A 21,024-nucleotide genomic window follows, 5' to 3' on the forward strand; every position below is an offset into this window, starting at 1 on the left:
GGAATACGAACGAGGCCCACGCACGGGCCTCCAGGGACAGCAGTGCAGTCGAAGGAGCGATGCGGTGAGCACCGAGCGATCCGACCATGACGCGGCCGAGCAGCACCGGCGGCGTTCCCGCCTTGCCGTCGCGTCGGTGGCGGCCACGGTGCTGCTCGTCGGTGGCGGCGGCGCCTACTTCGCCGCGACCGCGTCCGGCGGCAGCGGCGGCGGCAACGGCAGTTCTCCCGTCGGCGACGGCGGCACGCCTCCCCCGCTCGCCCTCGACGGGCACACGGACGGCGACCGGCAGGAAGGCGGCACCGAGGGCATCGCCCCGGGAGAGCCCGACCCGAACGGCGCCGCCTACCGCGCCGAGGGCAAGCTGCCCGACGGCCCGGGTTCCGCGGCGGTCCACCACGCGCGGGGCACCGTCACGCGGGCCCAGGTCACCGAGCTCGCCAAGGCCCTCGGCGTCACGGGCGAGCCCGTCTCGCGGGACGGCGCCTGGAAGATCGGCCCCACCAAGGACGGTTCCGGGCCCTCGCTCCAGGTGGGCAAGGAGGCGCCGGGCACCTGGACGTTCTCGCGGTACGCCTCCGGGGGCAGCGACAACTGCCAGAAGGGCAAGGCCTGTTCGGACGGTTCGCAGAGCTCGGACACGTCCGTCGCGCCGAACGGCGAGGGTGAGGCGGTCGGCGAGAGCGCGGCGAAGAAGGCGGCTGCGCCCGTCCTGAAGGCCGTGGGCCAGGACGACGCGAAGCTGGACGCGGGCCAACTCATGGGCGGTGTACGGGTGGTGAACGCCGACCCCAAGGTGGGCGATCTCCCGACGTACGGCTGGTCGACCGGTATCCAGGTCGGATCGGACGGCCAAGTGGTCGGCGGCAGCGGCCAGTTGAAGGCACCGGAGAAGGGTGCGACGTACCCGGTGATCAGCGCCGAAAAGACCCTGGACCAGCTCAACAGGACCGGTGACGGCGACGGACGCGTCGGCATCGGCGGCTGCGCCACCGCGGTGCCCGAGGACGCGACGGGCAAGGAGGGCGAGAAGCAGGCACCCTGCGAGGAGCCCTCGTCCGCGCCCCCGAAGCCGCAGCCGGTCGCGGTGGAGGACGCCACGTTCGGGCTCGCGGCGCACTTCGTGGACGGGCGCCAGACGCTCGTGCCCGCCTGGCTGTTCGACGTGCGGCCACAGGGCGCCAAGGACGCGTTCACGGTGACGCATCCGGCGGTCGATCCGAAGTTCCTCACCTCGCCGAGCACGCCGTCGCCCGCCCCGACCCCGACCGAGAAGCCGGGCACGGGCACCGAGCAGCCGGGTACGGGCGCGAAGGACCCGGCCCTGCACGTCGAGTCCTACCGCGCGGACGGCAAGTCCCTGACGCTGCACTTCTGGGGCGGCGTCTGCAGCGACTACTCGGCGTCGGCCGACGAGAGCGGGGGCAGCGTGCGCGTGAAGGTGACGGAGACCCACAAGAAGGGCGAGGTCTGCGTCATGATGGCCAAGGAGTTCACCGAGACCGTGACCCTGGACAAGCCGCTGGGCGACCGCAAGGTCGTGGACGCGGAGGGCGGCGCGACGGTGCCGCGCAAGTAGCACCCCGCGAACGCGCGCAAGTAGCACGCCACAAACGAAGGCGGCCCCCGAAGTTCTTCGGGGGCCGCCTTCGCAGGTACGGGTCTAGCTGAACGAGTCGCCGCAGGCGCAGGAGCCCGTGGCGTTCGGGTTGTCGATCGTGAAGCCCTGCTTCTCGATGGTGTCGACGAAGTCGATGGAGGCGCCGCCCAGGTAAGGAGCGCTCATCCGGTCGGTGACGACCTTCACGCCGTCGAAGTCCTTGACCACGTCGCCGTCGAGCGAGCGCTCGTCGAAGAACAGCTGGTAGCGAAGGCCCGAGCAGCCGCCGGGCTGAACGGCGACGCGCAGCGCGAGATCGTCCCGGCCCTCCTGCTCAAGAAGGCCCTTGACCTTGGCCGCGGCGGCGTCGGACAGGAGGATGCCGTCGCTCACGGTGGTGGTCTCGTCCGATACGGACATCTGCTTCTCTCCCGGGTTGTACGGAGACTGCTTGCCGACGGTTGCAACCGCCGGGGCCGCGGATTCATTCCGGGCCGAGTGCTGTGTCTCTCGGCTGGCTGTCCCTTCATGCTCGCACATGCCGCCGCGCGGGGCATCGGCCCGTCGGAGGCGAACGCGTCACATCGACACTATGGCCATCGTCAAACTGACGTGAAGCGGTTATGATAGATAACGTCAATTAGACGAAAAGGCTCGTCTGCAGAACAGAAAGGGTGCGTGTCGTGACCACCGCCCAGTCCTCCGGGGACCTCGTGGACCTCGATGTTCAGCCCACGCCGCTCGCCCTGCTGCTGCTCGGCCGCGAGGCCGACCCCAGGAGCGAGCGCGGCGTGGAGTGCCCCGGCGATCTGCCGTCGCCCTCCGACCCCGACCTCGTGGAGCGCGCACGCGCGGCCAAGGAGAAGCTCGGCGACAAGGTCTTCGTCCTCGGCCACCACTACCAGCGCGACGAGGTCATCCAGTTCGCGGATGTCACCGGCGACTCCTTCAAGCTGGCCAAGGACGCGGCCGCCAGGCCGGAGGCCGAGTACATCGTCTTCTGCGGCGTGCACTTCATGGCCGAGTCCGCGGACATCCTGACCACCGACGACCAGAAGGTCGTCCTGCCCGACCTTGCCGCCGGCTGCTCTATGGCCGACATGGCCACCGCCGAGCAGGTCGCGGAGTGCTGGGACGTGCTGGCCGAGGCCGGGATAGCCGAGCAGGTCGTGCCCGTCTCGTACATGAACTCGTCGGCCGACATCAAGGCCTTCACCGGCAAGCACGGCGGGACGATCTGCACCTCGTCCAACGCCAAGCGCGCCCTGGAGTGGGCCTATGAGCAGGGAGAGAAGGTCCTTTTCCTTCCCGACCAGCACCTCGGGCGCAATACCGCCGTGCGCGACATGGGCTTCTCGCTCGACGACTGCGTCCTCTACAACCCGCACAAGCCGAACGGCGGCCTGACCGCCGAGCAGCTGCGGAACGCGAAGATGATCCTGTGGCGCGGGCACTGCTCGGTGCACGGGCGCTTCTCGCTGGAGTCCGTGGAGGACGTGCGCGCGCGGATTCCCGGCGTGAACGTCCTGGTGCACCCCGAGTGCAAGCACGAGGTCGTGGCCACCGCGGACTACGTGGGCTCCACGGAGCACATCATCCAGACCCTGGAGGCGGCTCCCGCCGGTTCCAAGTGGGCGATCGGGACCGAGCTGAACCTCGTACGCCGTCTGGCGAACCGTTTCGCCGCCGAGGACAAGGAGATCGTCTTTCTCGACAAGACGGTCTGCTTCTGCTCGACCATGAACCGGATCGACCTGCCCCACCTGGTCTGGGCGCTGGAGTCCCTCGCCGAGGGCAAGCTGGTCAACCAGATCGAGGTCGACCGCGAGACCGAGCAGTTCGCGAAGCTGGCGCTTGAGCGGATGCTGGCGTTGCCGTAGGCGTGCCTTGAGCCGTGCGTAAGGGGCACCCCGCATATGCGGGGTGCCCCTTACTTTTCGCCGCTTCGCGGCGGGTCTCCCGCCCGCCCACCCGATTACCCCGCAAGGTTTCGGGCGGGCGGGAGAGATCGGCGGCGTCGCTACACCTGGGCCGGCTCCTGGTCGGCTGCCTCGGAGCCGGACTGCGGCGGGACACCCGCCTTCTTCGCCCGCTTCGCCTCGCGCTTCGCGCGCCTGCGCTCCTTGCGGAGTTCCACCATCGCGTAGAGCGTCGGGACGAGCAGGAGGGTCAGGAGCGTCGACGTGATCAGGCCGCCGATGACCACCACCGCGAGCGGCTGGGCGATGAAGCCGCCCTCGCCCGTGATGCCCAGGGCCATCGGGAGCAGGGCGAAGATCGTCGCCAGGGCCGTCATGAGGATCGGGCGCAGGCGGTGCCGACCGCCCTCGACGACCGCATCGACGACGCCGTGGCCCTGCCCGCGGTACTGGTTGATCAGGTCGATCAGGACGATCGCGTTCGTCACCACGATGCCGATGAGCATCAGCATGCCGATCATCGCCGGGACGCCCATCGGGGTGTCGGTGGCGATCAGGAGGCCGATCGCGCCCGTGGCCGCGAACGGGATCGACACCAGCAGGATCAGCGGCTGGACCAGCGAGCGGAACGTCGCCACGAGCAGCATGAAGACGATCGCGATCGCCGCGAGCATCGCGAGGCCGAGCGAGGCGAACGCCTCGTCCTGGTCCTCGGAGACCCCGCCGATGGACGCCGTGGCGCCGTCCGGCAGGTTCAGCGCGTCGAGCTTCTTGGTGAGGTCGGCGCTGACCGCGCCGGTGTTCTCGCCGGTCGGCTTCGCGGTGATCGTCGCGGCGCGCGCGCCGTCGATGCGGGTCATCGAGACCGGTCCGTCGACCAGCTTCACCTCGGCGATGTCGCCGAGCTGCACGGAGCCGAGCTTCAGCTCGCGCAGCTGGGCGAGCGTCTTGGCCGGCTGCGCCGACTTCACCACGACGTCGCGCTCGGTGTCGTCCAGGATCGCCTTGCCGCTCTCGGTGCCGCGGACCGCCTGCGCGACGGCCTGACCGAGGGTGGTGTCGTTGAATCCGGCCGCCGCGGCCTTGGAGTTGGCCTTGACCGAGATCCTCGGGATGCTCTGCGAGAGGTCGCTCTGGACGTCCGTGACGTCGTCGATCTTCGCGACCTCGTCGCGCACCTCGTCGGACGCCTTGCGCAGCACGTCGCCGTCGGCGGCCTTGACGACCACGCTCAGGTCCTGGCTGCCGAAGCCGTCACCGGCCGCGATGGACGTCTGTCCGATGCCCGAGAGCTTGCCGAGCTCCTCCTCGACCTTGTCCTGCGTCGTGTCGTACGAGGACTTGTCCTTGAGCGTCAGGGTGTACGAGGCCTGGTTGGTGTCCGTGGAGCCGCCGAAGGCCGCCATGAAACCGGACGAGCCGACCGTGACCTGGTAGTCCTTGATCTCGTCGAGGCCGTCCAGCATCTTCTCGACCTTCTTGGCCGAGGCGTCGGACGCCGCCAGGCTGGTGCCCGGCTTCAACTCCTGCTTAATGGTCAGGACTTCCTGCTCGCCCTGGTCGAAGAAGTTGGTCTTCAGGAGCGGTGCCATGCCGAACGTACCCACGAGGATCACGACCGCGATGGCGAGGCTGGTGAAGCGGCGCCGCGTCGCGAAGCGCAGGACGGGGACGTAGAAGCGCTGGAGCCTGCTCTTCGCCTCCTTCTCCTCGGCCTTGCGGCGGGCCTCCTCGGGGTCGGCGTCGCGCACGTCCTTGGGGGGACGCAGGAACCAGTACGAGAGGACCGGCACGACCGTCAGCGAGACGAGCAGGGAGGCGAGGAGCGCCGCCGTGACGGTCAGCGAGAAGGAGCCGAAGAGCTCGCCCACCATGCCGCCGACCAGACCGATGGGCAGGAAGACCGCGACGGTCGTCAGGGTCGAGGACGTCACGGCGCCCGCGACCTCCTTGACCGCCGTGATGATCGCCGCCTCGCGCTCCTCGCCGTAGCCGAGGTGGCGCTTGATGTTCTCCAGGACCACGATCGAGTCGTCGACGACACGGCCGATGGCGATGGTCAGGGCGCCGAGCGTGAGCATGTTGAGGGACAGGTCCCTCGTCCACAGCACGATCAGGGCGAGCACGACCGAGAGCGGGATGGAGACCGCGGTGACCAGCGTCGAGCGGATCGACGCCAGGAAGACCAGGATGACCAGGACCGCGAAGACCAGGCCGAGCGCGCCCTCGGTGGTCAGGCCGTCGATGGACTTGGAGACCGCGGGACCCTGGTCGCTTGCGACCGTCAGGTCCGCACCCGCGCCCAGGTCCTTGCGCAGGTCGGGCAGCTTGTCCTTGACCGCGTCGGAGATGGCGACGGCGCTGCCGTCCTGGTCCATCGTGATGGCGACGGCGAGGCTGGGACTGCCGTTCGTCCGCGTGATGGACGTGGCCTCCGAGGGCTGCTGCTTCACCGTGGCGAGGTCGCCGAGGCGCACCGGCTTGCCCGGCCGCTCCCCCGGCTTGGCCTCGGGGGCGACCATCAGGTCCTGGATCTGCTTCAGGGATGTGTAGCCGCCGCCGACCTGGACGGTGCGGTTCTTGCCGTCCTCGTCGAAGGAGCCCGCGGGGAGCGTGGCGCCGCCGGCCTGGAGCGCCTGGCCGAGCGCGGCCGGGGTCAGGCCCGCCTTCGCCAGCTTCTTGTCGTCCGGGGTGACGTCGACCTGGAGGTCGCGCACGCCGTCGACGGTGACCTGGCCGACGCCGTCGATGTCCTCCAGGGCGGGGACGACCGTGCGGTCGAGCTGGTCGGAGAGCGCCTGCTGGTCCTTGTCGGAGGTGACGGAGAGGACCACGGTGGGGATGTCGTCCGTGGAGCCCGCGATGACCTGCGGGTCGACGTCGTCGGGGAGCTGGGCCCCGGCGCGGTTCACGGCCTGCTGGACATCGGCGACGAGCTGCTTGGAGCCGCTGCCGTAGTCGAACTGGGCCATGATCACGGCGTTGCCCTCGCTCGCCGTGGAGGTGATGCCGGTGATGCCGTCGACCGCCTCGATCGAGGACTCGAGGGGTTCGACGACCTGCTTTTCGACCACATCGGGGGACGCGCCCTGGTACGGGGCGAGGACGGACACCATCGGCAGTTCGATGGAGGGCAACAGCTGCTGCTTGAGCTGAGGGATCGCGATCGCGCCGAAGACGAGGGCGATGATCGATATCAGCCCGACAAGGGCCCGTTGGGCGAGGCTGAACCGGGACAGCCAGGACATGGTGGTCTCTCTCTGTGGCGTACTGCGCAGGAACGGGCACCGGCAGGCCGGTGCCCCCTACACGATCTGCCATGTCCAGAGCAGGAATCGTCACTCCGAGGACCCGTTCTTATGTGGCGCATACTGCGGGCGCAGTACATCGCGTCCGCGCTCACTCCACCCTTGGACGTACCAGGCCCGATTCGTAGGCGATGACGACGAGTTGTGCCCGGTCGCGGGCGCCCAGCTTCGCCATCGCACGGTTCACGTGGGTCTTCACGGTGAGCGGGCTGACCTCGAGCCGCTCGGCGATCTCGTCGTTCGAGTGCCCGCCGGCGACCTGGACCAGGACCTCGCGCTCGCGTCCGGTGAGCGCGTCGAGCCGCTCGGCGCGCACCCCGCCCTCCTCGTCCGAACCGTCGCCCTGCGCGAGGAACTTGGCGATCAGGCCTTTCGTCGCCGCCGGGGAGAGCAGGGCGTCGCCCGCGGCCGCGATCCGGATCGCGCCGAGCAGCTCGTCCGGCTCCGCGCCCTTGCCCAGGAAGCCGGAGGCACCGGCGCGCAGCGACTGCACCACGTACTCGTCGACCTCGAAGGTCGTCAGCATGACCACGCGTACGTGCGCAAGGGCGGGGTCGGCGCTGATCAGGCGGGTGGCGGCGAGGCCGTCCATGCCCGGCATCCGGATGTCCATCAGGACCACGTCCGCGGCCTCGGACCTGGCGAGCTCGACGGCCTCCGCGCCGTCCGACGCCTCGGCGACGACCTCCATGTCGGGCTCGGAGTTGACGAGCACCTTGAACGCGCTGCGCAGCAGTGCCTGATCGTCGGCGAGCAGCACCCGGATCGTCACGCGCTGGTCCCTCCCTCTGCCGGGCTGACCGGCGTTGCCGTGACCGGCAGGATCGCATGGACGCGGAAGCCTCCGCCGTAGCGGGGTCCGGCGGCGCAGCGGCCGCCCAGGGCGCTGACGCGCTCGCGCATGCCGAGGAGGCCGTGCCCGCCGCCGTCGTGCTCGCCGCTCTTCTTCTTCTCGCCGCCGCCGTCGTCCAGGATCGTGACCTCGACGTTCGGCCCTACGCGGATGACGCTGACCTCGGCCTTGGCGCCGGTCCCCGCGTGCTTCTGCACGTTCGTGAGGGCCTCCTGGATGATGCGGTAGGCGGCCAGGTCGACCCCGGCGGGCAGCTCCGCCACCGTGTCGCCGCAGGTCACCTCGACGGGGAGGCCCGCGTGCCGGAAGGTCTCGACGAGGTCGTCGAGGCGGGCCAGGCCCGGCGCGGGTTCGGTGGGCGCCTCGGGGTCGCCGGTCTGCCGCAACAGGCCGACGGTGGCGCGCAGTTCGTTCAGCGCGGAGCGGCTGGCGTCACGTACGTGGGAGAGGGCTTCCTTGGCCTGGTCGGGCCGCTTGTCCATGACGTGGGCGGCGACGCCCGCCTGGACGTTGACGAGGGCGATGTGGTGGGCGACCACGTCGTGCAGGTCGCGGGCGATGCGCAGCCGCTCCTCGGCGACGCGGCGCCGGGCCTCCTCCTCGCGGGTGCGTTCCGCGCGTTCGGCACGTTCGCGTATGGCGTCCACGAAGGCGCGGCGGCTGCGGACGGCGTCACCGGCGGCCGCGGCCATGCCGGTCCAGGCGAAGATGCCGAGGTTCTCCTGGGCGTACCAGGGCAGAGGGCCCGCCAGCATCGCGACTCCGGTGAGCCCGGTGATGGTGACCACGCCGACGCGCCAGGTGGTGGGGCGGTCGGTGGTGGCGGCGACGGTGTAGAGGGCGACGACCGCGCTCATCACGACGGCGCCCCGGAACTCGCCGGTGATCAGGTCGACGACGGAGAGGGCGCAGGTCGCGGCGAGCACGATCCAGGGGGCGCGGCGGCGGAAGATCAGCGCGGTGGCGCCGAGCAGCATCAGGACGAGGCTGAGCACGCCCGGGGTGCGCGTGCCCCAGCTGGGGCCTGCGCCATGGCCGTACGGCTCGATGAAGGAACCGATGACCATGCACACGAGGACGGCTGCCGCGAGGGCGGCGTCCACAGCCAGGGGATGCGCCTTGGCCCAACAGCGGCCTCGCACGAGAGTGGTCACGCCTTAAACGTTACGGGGCCCTGCGGGCGGCTGGGACCGGTCCGACCGCTTGGCCTGCGGCCGACGACGCCCCGGGGTCGGTCCTGGCCGAGCTCCGTCTGCCCGGCAGGCCCGTTCCGCCGCTTCGCGCCGGATCTTTCCCGCCCACCCACCCGATCGCCCCGCGGCTAGCCCGGGATCAGGCCGTCGTCGCTCAGCATCTGCCGGACCTCGTCCAGCGTCGCGTCCGGGCCCGGGAGGATCAGCTCGGAGGGTTCCAGGGCGTCGTCCGGGAGGGGTGTGCCCAGCTCCCGGACCTTGTCGAGCAGCGCGCCCAGCGTCCTGCGAAAGCCGGACTCGTCGCCGCTCTGCATCTCTTCGAGCAACTCGTCGTCCAGCTTGTTCAGTTCGGTGAAGTGGCTGTCGGCCAGCTTCACCTGCCCCTCCCCCATGATCCGTACGATCATGTCGCCCTCCTCGGACGTGAGCGGTGACCTACTGCTTGTCGAAGCGCGGGGTGTCCTGCGGCTGCTGGGCCTGGGGCTGTCCCTGACCCGGCTCGATGGCCTGCTTCGACGTCGAGCCTCCGGCCAGCTCGGCCTTCATCCGCTGCAGTTCCAGCTCTACATCAGTACCACCGGAGAGGCGATCCAGCTCGGACTGGATGTCGTCCTTGGCGAGCCCGGAGGAGTCGTCCAGGGCCCCGGAGGCCAGGAGCTCGTCGATCGCACCCGCCCGCGCCTGGAGCTGCGCGGTCTTGTCCTCGGCGCGCTGGATCGCCATGCCGACGTCGCCCATCTCCTCGGAGATGCCGGAGAAGGCCTCGCCGATCCGGGTCTGCGCCTGGGCGGCGGTGTACGTGGCCTTGATCGTCTCCTTCTTCGTACGGAAGGCGTCGACCTTGGCCTGCAGGCGCTGCGCCGCGAGGGTGAGCTTCTCCTCCTCGCCCTGGAGCGTCTGATGCTGCGTCTCCAGGTCGGTCACCTGCTGCTGCAGGGCCGCACGGCGCGAGAGCGCCTCACGGGCCAGGTCCTCGCGGCCGAGGGCGAGGGCCTTGCGGCCCTGGTCCTCGAGCGTGGAGGACTGCTTCTGGAGCTGGCTCAGCTGCAACTCCAGGCGCTTGCGCGAGGTCGCCACGTCGGCGACACCGCGGCGCACCTTCTGGAGCAGCTCGAGCTGCTTCTGGTACGAGTAATCGAGGGTTTCGCGCGGGTCCTCGGCCCGGTCAAGGGCCTTGTTCGCCTTCGCGCGGAAGATCATCCCCATACGCTTCATGACACCGCTCATGGGCTTCGCGCGCCCCCTTCTGACGGACTTCCAGCTCCAGGTACTGCTCAGAACCCACAGTACGGGCCCTGCATCCATTACCGCACTGTTCGCGTGCCGATGCGCTCATCCCCAAGGACGACTGTGTCCGGCCGGGCTCAGGCGTAGGGAGTAGGTGCACCCCCGGGAACCGCCCGAAAACCGCTTGTAAACCACACGGAACATCCCCTTAGGCACACAATCAAGACGCCCGGTGTTGCCGGATCGTTCCCCATCGGGCGGAGGTCCATGCGTCAGCACCCCGTACCCTTGGGTTTTGTGTTCCGTAGCCGATCCAAGGACGAGAAGGCCCCGGCGAGCAAGGCCCCGGTGACCGACTCCCAGCAGCCCCGTGACCCGCAGGCCCCCAAGGGCCGCCCCACGCCCAAGCGCAGTGAGGCCCAGACCCAGCGACGCAGCGTGGCCAACACGCCTGTGACGCGCAAGGAGGCGGCGAAGCGGCAGCGCAATGAACGCCGCGTCCAGATGGACAAGCAGCGTCAGGCGCTCGCCAGCGGTGACGAGCGCTATCTGCCCGCCCGCGACAAGGGCCCCGTGCGCAAGTTCGCGCGCGACTTCGTCGACTCGCGGTTCTGCATCGCCGAGTTCTTCCTGCCGCTGGCCGTGATCATCCTCGTACTGAGCATGGTCCGGATCCCGCAGCTCCAGAACATCGCGCTGCTGCTCTGGCTCTTCGTGATCGTCCTGATCATCGTGGACTCGGTGACGACGGCGGTCCGCCTGAAGAAGCGCCTGAACGAGCGCTTCCCGAGCGAGAGCAAGAAGGGCGCCGTCGCGTACGCCCTGATGCGTACGCTCCAGATGCGCCGTCTGAGGCTGCCGAAGCCGCAGGTCAAGCGCGGAGAGCGGCCCTGAGCGGTTTCGCCGGCGGGGCAGCCGCGTGGCTCGAGAAGCTGGGCGGTCTGCGCAATGCCGTACGCCAGGAGCTGGTGACCCGGCAGCTCGACGAGCAGATAGCCGGGCGCTTCCCCGTGGGGCAGCGGCTGCGCGTGCTCGACGTGGGCATGGGGCAGGGCACGCAGGCACTGCGTCTCGCCCGGGCCGGGCACAAGGTGACGGGCGTCGAGCAGGACTCGGCGATGGTGGCCGCGGCGCGCGCCGCGCTCTCCGCGGAGCCCGAGGGCATCCAGGGGCGGGTGCGCATCGTCGAGGGCGACGGGCGCGAGACCGGGGTGCACTTCCTGCCGGGAAGCTTCGACGTCGTGCTGTGCCACGGCGTCCTGATGTACGTCGACGAGCCGGACGCGCTGCTCGCGGGCCTGGCCCGGATGCTGGCCCACGGAGGGCTGCTCTCCCTCCTCGTGCGCAACGCGGACGCGCTGGCCATGCGGCCGGGGCTCGCCGGGGACTGGGCGGGGGCGACGGCCGCCTTCGACTCCACCGTGTACCGCAATCGGCTCGGCATCGAGGCGCGGGCGGACCGGCTCGACGCCGTGTCCTCGTCGCTCGCGGGGATCGCCGCGCCGCTGCACGCCTGGTACGGCGTGCGGGTATTCACCGACGGCGCGTCGGACGACGCGGTTCCCCCTGAGGACGCGGAGTTGGCGGCGTTGCTCGCCGCCGAGGAGCGGGCCGGGCGGACCGATCCCTATCGGCGGGTGGCCGCCCTGCTGCACGTCTGCGGCGTGCGGGACTGACTGGACCGCCGCCTGAACCGCCGCCTGGCGGCGGACGTTTCCCGCCCACCCACCCGATTGCCTCGCGGCACAGTCGGTGAGGGTGGGCCGAACGCCCTGATCGGCCCTCTAATTCAGGGCGCCACACGGGGACGAACAGGACACTCGGGACATGACTGTCTCGCGTACCCGTACCCGTCACGTCACCGCCGCCGTCACCGCCGCCGTCATCGCCACAGGCCTCCTCATCGGCGGCTGTTCCGGATCCGGTTCCGGGGACTCCGGTGAATCCACCACTCAGGCCGCGCCTCTGGCGGAGAGCGATCTGCAGGACGACTACCAGCAGGTCATCAAGGACGTCCTGCCGTCGGTCGTCCAGATCGACGCCTCCGAGAGCCTCGGCTCCGGAGTGGTCTACGACGACAAGGGCCATGTCGTCACCAACGCCCATGTCGTGGGCAAGGAAGAGACCTTCAAGGTCACGACGGCCACCGGCGAGCAGGCCCTCACCGCCAAGCTCGTGGCCACCTACCCCGAGCAGGACCTCGCCGTCATCAAGCTCGACGACCCGCCCAGCGGGCTCAAGGCCGCGAAGTTCGCCGACTCCACCAAGGCCGAGGTCGGGCAGATCGTGCTCGCCATGGGTTCGCCGCTCGGCCTGTCGTCCAGCGTCACGCAGGGCATCATCTCCGCCACCGGCAGGACCGTCAGCGAGCCCCGTACGGAGGGTGCGGCCGGGGCCACCATCGCGAACATGGTGCAGACGTCCGCCGCGATCAACCCGGGCAACAGCGGCGGCGCCCTGGTCACCCTCGACAGCGAGGTCATCGGCATCCCGACGCTCGCCGCGACCGACCCGGGCATGGGCGACAGCGCCGCGCCCGGCATCGGGTTCGCGATCCCGTCCTCGATGGTGAAGACCGTCGCCGACCAGATCATCAAGGACGGCAAGGTCACCGACTCGGGCCGGGCCGCCCTCGGTATCACGGGCCGCACGGTCCTCGGCGACGACTACAAGCCCGCGGGTGTCGCCGTCGTCGAGGCACAGAAGGACGGCGCCGCGGCCAAGGCGGGCCTCAAGGCCGGCGACATCATCACCGAGCTGGGCGATGCCGAGATCACCACGATCACCTCGCTCTCCGAGGCGCTCGCCGGGGAGAAGCCGGGCGAGAAGGCGCAGGTGACGTACGTGAGGGACGGCGCCGACAAGACCGCCGACGTCACGCTGGGCGAGATGTAGGAACGGCCCCGCGTGCGAGGGGGGTGGCCGCTGATGCGGCCACCCCCCTCGCGTTCAGGCGTCACTCATCCCTGCGCCGCGTCCTCCGCGTGCAGGCTCATCGGCCCATAGATCTTGTTCGCGTCCTCGAAGAGCGACACCTGGTCGGCGCCGCCCTCGGCGAGCTCCTTCCAGAACTCGCCGACCCAGGACTCCGCGTCCCCCTGAGTCGTGAACTCTTCGGGCGTGAGAGCGGGCTGGACCTCTGTCCCGTCCGCCTTCTCGAACCGCCACGTCCATGCCGCCATGCGAGCCTCCCGATGGTCCGACAGCCGTTTGAAGCCGCTTGAAGCCTAGCCGGGCGAGCGGCGCTCGCGTCGACGCGGGAGGATCTTCCTGTGGAACTGACTCTGCTCGGCACCGGCGACCCCGAAGGCCTGCCCCGCCCCGGCTGCCCCTGCGCGGCCTGCGCGACCGCGCTCGGCGGCGCCGCACGTGCCGCGACCGCACTGCTCGTGGACGGCGTCCTGCTGCTCGACCTCACCCCTGGCGCCGCCTTCGCGGCCGCCCGCTCCGGGCACTCGCTCGGCGGCGTGCGCCAGGTCCTGCTCTCCCATCCGCACGACGGCCCCTCGGTGGAGGTGCCGGCCGGCCTGCCGCAGCCGGGCCGGGTGCCCGACGGGCGTGAGCTCGCGCTGCTCACCGGGCACCGGGTGCGCGCGGTGGCGATGGACCATCCGGGCACGGGGTACGAGGTGGTGGGCCCCGACGGGGAGCGGCTGCTGTATCTGCCGCCGGACGGCGCCCCCGCCGGGGTGCCGGACGGGCAACCCGCGTACGAGATGGTCCTCGCCGATGTCGTCGGGCGCCCCGACGGGCTCGCGCGGCTGCGGGCGGCCGGGGCCATCGGGCCGACCACGGACGTCATCGCCGTCCATCTGGGCCATGAGGTGCCGCCGGGCGCGGAGCTGACCCGCAGGCTGGCCGCGGCGGGCGCGCGGGCCGTGCCGGACGGGACGACGCTGGTGGTCGGCGCCTACGAGGACGTACCGGACGTGCCGCGCCGCACCCTCGTCCTGGGCGGCGCCAGGTCGGGGAAGTCGGTGGAGGCCGAGCGGCGCCTGGAGGCCTTCCCCGATGTGCTGTATGTGGCCACCGGCGGGACCAGGAACGGCGACTCCGAGTGGGCGGACCGGGTGAGCGCCCACCGGGAGCGGCGGCCCGGGTCGTGGAGCACCGCCGAGACCTGCGACCTCGTGCCGCTGCTCGCCGAGAGCGGCCCTCCCCTGCTCATCGACTGCCTCTCGCTGTGGCTGACGTACGCCATGGACGAGGTGAACGCGTGGGACGACGACGAATGGGCGGGCGGCGGCGAGCGGGCGCTGCGCAAGCGGGTCGCCGAGCTGACGGACGCGGTGCGCGCGAGTCGGCGCACGGTCGTCGCCGTCTCGAACGAGGTCGGCTCGGGCATCGTCCCGGCGACCGCTTCGGGCCGCCGCTACCGCGATGAACTGGGCCGTCTGAACGCGGCGTTCGCATCGGAGTGCGAGCACGTGCTGCTTGTCGTGGCGGGCCAGGCGCTCACCCTGCGGGGCTGACCCGGCCGGTCACGCGTCCGGTCACGTGTCCTTCACGCGTCCGGGTTACGGCGTGCGACGACCCGGTAGGCGTTGGAGAACCGGGTGCGGCTGACCACGGGGGCGATGAGCCGGTCGGCCAGGGCCGCGGCGGCGAGGAGCGGGACCGCGAGGCGGGCCGCGGCGCGGATGCGGCCGAGGGCGAGGGCGAGACCCGCGGTCAGGTCGAAGGGGACGTGCGCCGCGCGCAGGTCGGTGGCCACGACGCTGTAGCCGAGGCTCTCCAGCTCGCGTCGCAGAGCGGTGAGCGGGATGCGGTGGTGGGGCTCGGGCCTGATCCAGCCCCTGCCCAGGAGCCTGGCGTACCGGCTCTCCGGGACCGGGACCTCGATCATCAGATGGCCGCCGGGCCGCAACACCGTGCGGGCGGCGATGAGTTCGATGCGCGGGTCGGCGCTGCGCTCCAGGTAGTGGAACATGCTCAGCGCGTCGTAGCGCCCCGCGAGCTTGGGCGCCAGGTCGGCGAGGAGCCCGCGGTGGGCCTCCTCGACGCGGCCCGCCCTGCGGCCCTCCTCCACGCGCTCGGTGGGGTCGAGGCCGTCGAAGGCGGTGTACGGGTGCACCTGCTGGGCCACGGCGGGGAAGTGCCCGTGCCCTGTGTCGATGTCCAGCCAGCTCTCGGGCTCGATGAACCGGCCCATGGCGCGGGCCCGCGCCTGGTGGCGGCGGGTGGCGTGCGGGACGGCGAAGATCTTCTCGGCCTGGGCGGCGGCGGCCTGGGCGGCGTCCATGGGCGTGGCAGGCTCCTCTGTCGGGCGGTGCGAGCGGTACGCAGGCGAGTAACACGACAAGCCACTCCAAACGGTACGTAAGGGATGATCGACACCGGCGCAGCGACACCGTGGACGTGCCGCGCCCCGTGGTCCCGCTCGCGCGGGGACGCCTGCCGCCGGGCCGTCCGAACCCGGGTCCGGCCCTGCCGGTACTGTTCGGCGAATGAGCTCGCTGAATCTCGACGACTTCACCGACCTGATCGAGCGGCCCGACGGCGGGGTGCGCCGCGACGCCGAGGAGCGCAGGGAGCGGCAGAGCGTGCCGCCCGGGGCGCTCGGCCGCCTGGACGAACTGGGCGAGTGGCTCTCCGCGGCGCAGTCGTCGGTGCCGGTCAAGCCGATCGAGCGACCGCGCGTGATCCTCTTCGCGGGTGACCACGGGGTCGCGGGACTCGACGTGTCCGCGCGGCCCGCGGGCAGCGCGGCCGAGCTCGTCCGTGCCGTACTCTCCGGCGCGAGCCCCGTCTCCGTCCTCGCGCGCCGCCTCGACGTCTCCGTCCGGGTCGTCGACATGGCCCTGGACTGCGACCCCGCCGAGCTGCCCGCCGAGGTGGCGGGGCACCGGGTGCGGCGCGGCTCGGGGCGCGTCGACATCGAGGACGCGCTGTCGGCCGCCGAGGCCGAGGCGGCGGTGCGGGCCGGGATGGCCGTCGCCGACGAGGAGGCGGACTCCGGGACCGACCTGGTCGTGCTCGGCGATGTGAGCGTGGGCGGCACGACGCCCGCGGCGACGCTGGTCGCCGCGCTGTGCGGGACCGACGCGTCCGTGGTGACCGGTCGCGGCGGCTCACCGATCGACGACCTGGCGTGGATGCGCAAGTGCGCGGCGGTCCGGGACTCGCTGCGGCGGGCGCGGCCCGTACTCGGGGATCAGCTGGAGCTGCTCGCGACGGTGGGCGGCGCGGACATCGCCGCCATGACCGGGTTCCTGCTCCAGTGCGCGGTGCGGCGTACGCCGGTCATCCTGGACGGCGTCGTGGCGTCGGCGGCGGCGCTGGTCGCCCAGCGGGTCGCCTTCCGGGCGCCGGACTGGTGGCTCGCGGGGCACAACAGCGGGGAGCCCGCGCAGGCGAAGGCCCTGGACCGGATGGCGCTCGACCCCGTCCTGGAGCAGGGCGTGCAGGTGGGCGAGGGCCTGGGCGCGCTGCTCGCGCTGCCTCTGGTGCGGGCCGCGGCGGCGCTCTCCGCCGAACTGCCCGAGCGGAAGCCGGAGCCGGAATCGGAGCCGGAGGCCGAGCCCGAGACGGCTCCGGAGACCGAGCCGGAGCCCAAGGCCCACACCCCGGAGCCCGAAGGAGCCTGAAGCGGGCAGGCGGCGCGGCTGGTCACAGCCGAGGGCGGCCCGGCATGCCCCATATGATCCCTTTTCATGGGAGATGAGCAATCTGCTGCCGGGCGCCGTCAGCGTCTCGCCGCGGCCTTCAGTGTCTGGTACCTCCGCGCCGTCACCTTCATCAACTTTCTGAGCGCGGTCTGGGTCTCCCTCGGGCAGGATCTGCGGCGGCACAACACCGAGAACTACTTCACGCCGTACCTGCTCACCGCGGGCTTCGCCTCCGGTGCGTTCACGATGTTCCTGGCCATTACGATGCGCCGCCGCAAACGCGCCGCCTGGATTCTCAACGTCGTACTCAGCGGGCTCTTCCTGCTTCTCTTCGCGTTCGCGATGGTCTTCCCGGAGATCCGCCGACACGCGCAGAACTGGATCTCCCTCGCCTTGACCGCCGCTTTCGTCGCCGCGCTTGTCGTCGGGCGGCGGGAGTTCTACGCCAAGGGCGACCGCTCCAATCCGAAGCTCGCCGCGGCCGTCGCCGTCGGCGGCCTGCTCGTGACCTCGCTGATCGCCGCGTTCCTGGTCACCGTCACCAACCGCGCCCACGACGACTACCGTTCGACCTTCCTCGACCGCTGGCGCTACGGCACGATGCGCCTGGTCTCGCTGGCCGCCGACGACAGGCGGTTCGAGGGCATCACCACGCCCGGCTGGGTCAACGTCACCATCAACGTGCTCAGCACGCTCCTCCTCCTGGCCGTCCTGTACGCCGCGTTCCGCTCACGCAGGGCGGTCGACCCGCTCACCGAGGACGACGAGCGGAGGCTGCACGAACTGCTCGACAAGTACGGCGAGCGCGACTCGCTCGGCTACTTCGCGCTGCGCCGCGAGAAGAGCGTCGTGTGGTCGCCGAGCGGCAAGGCCGCGGTCGCCTACCGGGTGATCGGGGGCGTCTCGCTGGCCTCCGGTGATCCGATCGGGGACCCGGAGGCCTGGCCCGGCGCCATCGAGCCCTGGCTCGCCGACGCCCGCGAGCACGGCTGGCTGCCCGCCGTGATGGGCGCGAGCGAGGAGGCGGGCACGATCTACGCCCGGCACGGCCTCGACGCCCTGGAACTCGGCGACGAAGCCATCGTCGAGACCGCCGAGTTCACTCTCGAAGGGCGGGCCATGCGGACCGTCCGCCAGGCCTACAACCGGGTCAAGCGGGCCGGTTACGAGGTGCGGATCCGCCGCCACGAGGGCATCCCGGCCGACGAGATGGCCTACCTCCTCAAGCGGGCCGACGACTGGCGCGACGGGGCCACCGAGCGCGGCTTCTCCATGGCGCTCGGACGGCTCGGCGACCCCGAGGACGGGCGGTGCGTGATGCTCGAATGCACCGATGGCGACGGCGAGTTGAGGGCTGTGCTCTCCTTCGTGCCGTGGGGGCCGCGCGGGCTCTCGCTCGACCTGATGCGGCGCGACCGCGACGCCGAGAACGGCCTGATGGAGTTCATGGTCATCGAGCTGCTCCAGCGCGCCGCCGAGATCAAGATCACTCAGGTCTCGCTGAACTTCGCGATGTTCAGGTCGGTCTTCGAACGTGGCTCGCGGCTCGGCGCGGGCCCGGTCCTGCGGCTGTGGCGCTCCCTGCTCACCTTCTTCTCGCGGTGGTGGCAGATCGAGTCGCTGTACCGCGCCAACGCGAAGTACCGCCCGATCTGGGAGCCGCGCTTCCTTCTCTTCGAGAAGAGCGGCGACCTGCCGCGCATCGGCATCGCGTCGGCCCGCGCGGAGGGCTTCCTGGAAGCGCCGGGCCTGCCGAAGTGGCTGCACCGCAAGCATCTGGAGTCCCGACGATGAGTTCCCTGGCCGCGGGCCGGCTGACCCGTCTGGCGCGTACCGAGTGGGGGCCGCTGTACGCCGTCGTGCGCGACGGCGTCGCCGAGCGGCGGTGGCGGGCGGCGCCCATGACGCTGGCCGCCGTCTGCCTGACGGCCCTCTTCCAGTTCGTGCAGAACCAGTCCTGGGGCTATCAGTTCGTGCAGAACATCGGCTCCGTACGGGCCGAGGACCCGCTCTGGCTCGCGCTGCTGCGCACCCCGCTCTCGCTCTTCGTGCCCGCGCTCGACCTGCCCGTGTGGGGCGCGCTCGTACAGATCCTGCTGGTGTTCGGCATCGCGGAGATCTGCGTCGGCTGGTGGCGCACGCTCCTCGTCGGCTACGCGGCCACCCTCGCCGGGACGCTCTACGCGCGCGTGGGCATCGAGTGGGGCCCCGGCAACCCGCTGGGGCTGCCCGCGTCCGACGCGCGGGTCGTCGACACCGGCCCTTCCGCCGCGGTGGTGGGGCTCGCGGTGTACGTGTGCTGGCGCTACCGGGCCTGGTTCACGGCGGGGCTGGTGATCGCCGTGATGGTCGCCGAGGTCTTCGTCAAGAACAACCTCGCGGGCAAGGAGCATCTCGCCGCGATCGCCGCGGTGCTGGTGCTGTGCGGCTGCTCGGAGGTGCTTCAGCGGCGGCGCGGGCGGGCCAGTTCCGGGTCGGGTTTGCCGCCGATCCAGTCCTGAACCCTGCGGCGCGGGCCCGCCCAGCGGCGGTCGTGGTGGTAGGCCCGCAGGCCCGCTCGGGCGCGGGTGCGGTGCCGGTTGCGGTAGAAGCGCCTGGCCCACGCCGATCCCGGGCGGGCCAGGCGGATCGCGCCCACCATCGCCACCAGCGGGACCACCATGCCGATCAGGGCGGTCCGCAGCTTGCCCTTGGCCAACGCCACCAGGGCGAAGCAGCAGTTGACGGCGACGTTCAGGGCCAGGCCCGCGCGGTTGCCGCGCTCCTCGGGCGTCAGATCGTTCACGCCGAACGGGGTGAAGCCGGTGAGCACGAGCACCACCAGGGCCGCGGTCAGCATCACGACCTCGACGCTCTTGCGGCCCTGCTCGCTCCAGTAGACGTCGTCGAGGTAGAGGATCAGCGCGAACTCGTCGAGTACGAGACCCGCGCCGACCCCGAAGATGACGGCCGCGAACATCGAGGCGAGGCTGTGCCGACCGGCCGCGACCGCCCAGAACCCTCCCACGAGCATGAGGAAGATGCCGGGCACCACGTGGTGGATGTGGACGTCGCCCGAGCTGATGTTCCGGAAGGGGCCCTTGCCCGCGCGGATCAGGCGGGTGATGGTGCGGGTGACGAGGAACGAGCCCACGAAGGAGAGCAGGGCCAGCAGGAGCGGGAGCTTTCCCGGCTCCACGATGTTCCTCGCCCACCAGTCGGCCATGGGGCCATCCTGGGCCGGGGGTCCGCTCGCCGCATTTCGCTGCGGGCGCGTGGGGGTCTGCCTGTGCCGCCGCTGCGCGGCGGATCTTTCCCGACCACCCACCCGATCCCCCCTCACCGGCCATCGTTGTGCCCCCTGCCGGGTGCCGGGTGCCCGGTGCCGATGGATCAGGCGTACCGCCCAGGTAATCTTCCGCGGTGCCCCGAACCTCCCCCGCCGACAGCCTCCGCTTCGCCTTCGGCACGCTCACCGCGCTCCCGGTCAGAGTCACCCGCTGGGACCGCGACGCCGCCCGCGGCGGCATGCTCTGCGCCCCCCTGGCGGGGCTGGTCGTCGGGCTCTGCGCCGCCGCGCTCGGCGCCGCGCTCATGGCCCTCGGCGCAGGCCCCCTCCTCGCCGCCACCGCGACCGCCGCAACCCCCGCCGCACTCACCCGCGGCCTCCACCTCGACGGCCTCGCCGACACCGCCGACGGACTCGGCAGCGCCAAACCCGCCGACCAGGCGCTCCGGATCATGAAGCAGTCCGACGTCGGCCCCTTCGGCGTCATCACGCTGCTCTTCACCCTGCTCGCCCAAGTGGCCGTCCTCTTCCAGCTGTACGAGGACTCCTGGACCCGGGGCGCGCTCGCAGCGGTCGTCTCGGCGGCCGCCGCCCGCCTCGCCCTCACCCTGGCCGCCCGCACGGGCATCCCCCCGGCCCGCCCGGAGGGGCTCGGGGCCGCGGTGGCCGGGACGGTCCCCCGGGGCGCCGCCCTGCTCACGGCGGCGTTCGTCGCCGCGATGGCCGCGATCGCCGCCGCGCCCTTCGGGACGTACGAGACCGTCCAGTACGCGGCCGGCGTCGTCCTCGCGGTCTGCGCCGCCGAGCTCCTCCTGCGGCACTGCGTCCGCCGCTTCGGAGGCATCACCGGCGACGTCTTCGGCGCGCTCGCCGAGACCGCCGCCACGATGTGCCTGGTCGTCCTGGCACTTGGCTGAAGCGTGGCGCCGCCCGCCGCTTTGAAACATAAATGCGGCGCCACGAACGGATGAATCTCTACCGACACGATCGAATGGGCACGACGCGCGTAGGCTCATGTTCGGCGCTTTCCGGCCCGTTCTAGGCTGGC

At 71.3% G+C, this 21,024-nt stretch carries 19 protein-coding genes; 10 read left to right on the top strand and 9 right to left on the bottom strand.

Annotated elements, in window-relative coordinates; genetic code table 11:
• Window positions 1-64 precede the first annotated feature (64 nt).
• A complete protein-coding gene (locus ACIGXX_RS10955) occupies window positions 65-1,579 on the top strand; it encodes a hypothetical protein (protein WP_399974712.1) in 1,515 nt (504 codons plus the stop codon).
• A gap of 84 nt (window positions 1,580-1,663) precedes the next feature.
• Here the strand turns inward: ACIGXX_RS10955 and ACIGXX_RS10960 are convergent, their stop codons facing one another.
• Entirely contained in the window at window positions 1,664-2,020 is a 357-nt protein-coding gene (locus ACIGXX_RS10960; RefSeq protein WP_030933606.1) for an iron-sulfur cluster assembly accessory protein, read from the bottom strand.
• Window positions 2,021-2,274: 254 nt separating this feature from the next.
• Between ACIGXX_RS10960 and nadA the strand changes: the two genes are divergently transcribed.
• Window positions 2,275-3,480, top strand: coding sequence for a quinolinate synthase NadA (gene nadA, locus ACIGXX_RS10965; RefSeq protein WP_399974715.1), 1,206 nt, complete (start codon window positions 2,275-2,277; stop codon window positions 3,478-3,480).
• Between the two features lie 140 nt (window positions 3,481-3,620).
• Here nadA and ACIGXX_RS10970 read toward each other — a convergent pair whose 3' ends face one another.
• From ACIGXX_RS10970 to ACIGXX_RS10990, 5 genes are all read right to left on the bottom strand, one after another.
• Complete coding sequence (locus tag ACIGXX_RS10970; RefSeq protein ID WP_399974719.1) at window positions 3,621-6,767, bottom strand: efflux RND transporter permease subunit; 3,147 nt, start codon at window positions 6,765-6,767, stop codon at window positions 3,621-3,623.
• A gap of 151 nt (window positions 6,768-6,918) precedes the next feature.
• Complete coding sequence (locus ACIGXX_RS10975; protein WP_361470530.1) at window positions 6,919-7,599, bottom strand: response regulator transcription factor; 681 nt, start codon at window positions 7,597-7,599, stop codon at window positions 6,919-6,921.
• On the bottom strand, window positions 7,596-8,834 hold the full coding sequence (locus ACIGXX_RS10980) for a histidine kinase (protein WP_351159504.1): 1,239 nt from the start codon (window positions 8,832-8,834) through the stop codon (window positions 7,596-7,598). Before ACIGXX_RS10980 ends, ACIGXX_RS10975 begins: the two co-directional genes overlap by 4 nt.
• 167 nt (window positions 8,835-9,001) lie before the next feature.
• Window positions 9,002-9,280, bottom strand: coding sequence for a hypothetical protein (locus ACIGXX_RS10985; protein ID WP_351159506.1), 279 nt, complete (start codon window positions 9,278-9,280; stop codon window positions 9,002-9,004).
• 28 nt (window positions 9,281-9,308) lie between these two features.
• Entirely contained in the window at window positions 9,309-10,100 is a 792-nt protein-coding gene (locus tag ACIGXX_RS10990; RefSeq protein WP_351159509.1) for a PspA/IM30 family protein, read from the bottom strand.
• 267 nt (window positions 10,101-10,367) lie between these two features.
• Between ACIGXX_RS10990 and ACIGXX_RS10995 the strand changes: the two genes are divergently transcribed.
• The 3 genes from ACIGXX_RS10995 to ACIGXX_RS11005 all read left to right on the top strand — a co-directional run bounded on the left by ACIGXX_RS10995 (window position 10,368) and on the right by ACIGXX_RS11005 (window position 12,995).
• Window positions 10,368-10,994 (top strand): DUF3043 domain-containing protein, encoded by a 627-nt coding sequence (locus ACIGXX_RS10995; RefSeq protein WP_351159511.1) that lies wholly within the window; start codon window positions 10,368-10,370, stop codon window positions 10,992-10,994.
• A 74-nt stretch (window positions 10,995-11,068) separates the two neighbouring features.
• Complete coding sequence (locus ACIGXX_RS11000) at window positions 11,069-11,776, top strand: methyltransferase domain-containing protein (protein WP_361470533.1); 708 nt, start codon at window positions 11,069-11,071, stop codon at window positions 11,774-11,776.
• Window positions 11,777-11,927: 151 nt separating this feature from the next.
• Window positions 11,928-12,995 carry a S1C family serine protease gene (locus ACIGXX_RS11005; protein WP_399974725.1) on the top strand — a complete coding sequence of 356 codons (1,068 nt, stop codon included), beginning with the start codon at window positions 11,928-11,930 and terminating at the stop codon, window positions 12,993-12,995.
• A gap of 65 nt (window positions 12,996-13,060) precedes the next feature.
• Here the strand turns inward: ACIGXX_RS11005 and ACIGXX_RS11010 are convergent, their stop codons facing one another.
• Window positions 13,061-13,282: a hypothetical protein gene (locus ACIGXX_RS11010; RefSeq protein WP_351159517.1), complete on the bottom strand. Its 222-nt coding sequence runs from the start codon at window positions 13,280-13,282 to the stop codon at window positions 13,061-13,063.
• A gap of 90 nt (window positions 13,283-13,372) precedes the next feature.
• Between ACIGXX_RS11010 and ACIGXX_RS11015 the strand changes: the two genes are divergently transcribed.
• The gene (locus tag ACIGXX_RS11015) at window positions 13,373-14,572 is read left to right on the top strand and encodes a bifunctional adenosylcobinamide kinase/adenosylcobinamide-phosphate guanylyltransferase (protein WP_383819393.1); all 1,200 of its coding nucleotides are present in this window, start codon (window positions 13,373-13,375) and stop codon (window positions 14,570-14,572) included.
• 32 nt (window positions 14,573-14,604) lie between these two features.
• Here the strand turns inward: ACIGXX_RS11015 and ACIGXX_RS11020 are convergent, their stop codons facing one another.
• A complete protein-coding gene (locus ACIGXX_RS11020) occupies window positions 14,605-15,342 on the bottom strand; it encodes a class I SAM-dependent methyltransferase (RefSeq protein WP_351159521.1) in 738 nt (245 codons plus the stop codon).
• A 205-nt stretch (window positions 15,343-15,547) separates the two neighbouring features.
• Here ACIGXX_RS11020 and cobT point away from each other — a divergent pair, with 205 nt between their 5' ends.
• The 3 genes from cobT (at window position 15,548) to ACIGXX_RS11035 (ending at window position 19,209) form a co-directional block, all read left to right on the top strand.
• Window positions 15,548-16,687 carry a nicotinate-nucleotide--dimethylbenzimidazole phosphoribosyltransferase gene (cobT, locus tag ACIGXX_RS11025; RefSeq protein WP_399974730.1) on the top strand — a complete coding sequence of 380 codons (1,140 nt, stop codon included), beginning with the start codon at window positions 15,548-15,550 and terminating at the stop codon, window positions 16,685-16,687.
• Window positions 16,688-16,753: 66 nt separating this feature from the next.
• Window positions 16,754-18,502: a phosphatidylglycerol lysyltransferase domain-containing protein gene (locus ACIGXX_RS11030; protein ID WP_399974733.1), complete on the top strand. Its 1,749-nt coding sequence runs from the start codon at window positions 16,754-16,756 to the stop codon at window positions 18,500-18,502.
• A complete protein-coding gene (locus tag ACIGXX_RS11035; RefSeq protein ID WP_366462903.1) occupies window positions 18,499-19,209 on the top strand; it encodes a hypothetical protein in 711 nt (236 codons plus the stop codon). The genes ACIGXX_RS11030 and ACIGXX_RS11035 overlap by 4 nt, the downstream gene beginning before the upstream one ends.
• Here the strand turns inward: ACIGXX_RS11035 and ACIGXX_RS11040 are convergent.
• Entirely contained in the window at window positions 19,152-19,913 is a 762-nt protein-coding gene (locus ACIGXX_RS11040) for a hypothetical protein (RefSeq protein ID WP_351159530.1), read from the bottom strand. The two genes, ACIGXX_RS11035 and ACIGXX_RS11040, sit on opposite strands and share 58 nt — an antisense overlap.
• Window positions 19,914-20,110: 197 nt before the next feature.
• On the opposite strand from ACIGXX_RS11040, the gene ACIGXX_RS11045 reads away from it, so the two are divergent.
• Window positions 20,111-20,893 (top strand): adenosylcobinamide-GDP ribazoletransferase, encoded by a 783-nt coding sequence (locus ACIGXX_RS11045; protein ID WP_399974737.1) that lies wholly within the window; start codon window positions 20,111-20,113, stop codon window positions 20,891-20,893.
• Window positions 20,894-21,024 lie beyond the last annotated feature (131 nt).

The organism is Streptomyces sp. NPDC055243, from assembly GCF_044544025.1.
Lineage (GTDB): Bacteria > Actinomycetota > Actinomycetes > Streptomycetales > Streptomycetaceae > Streptomyces.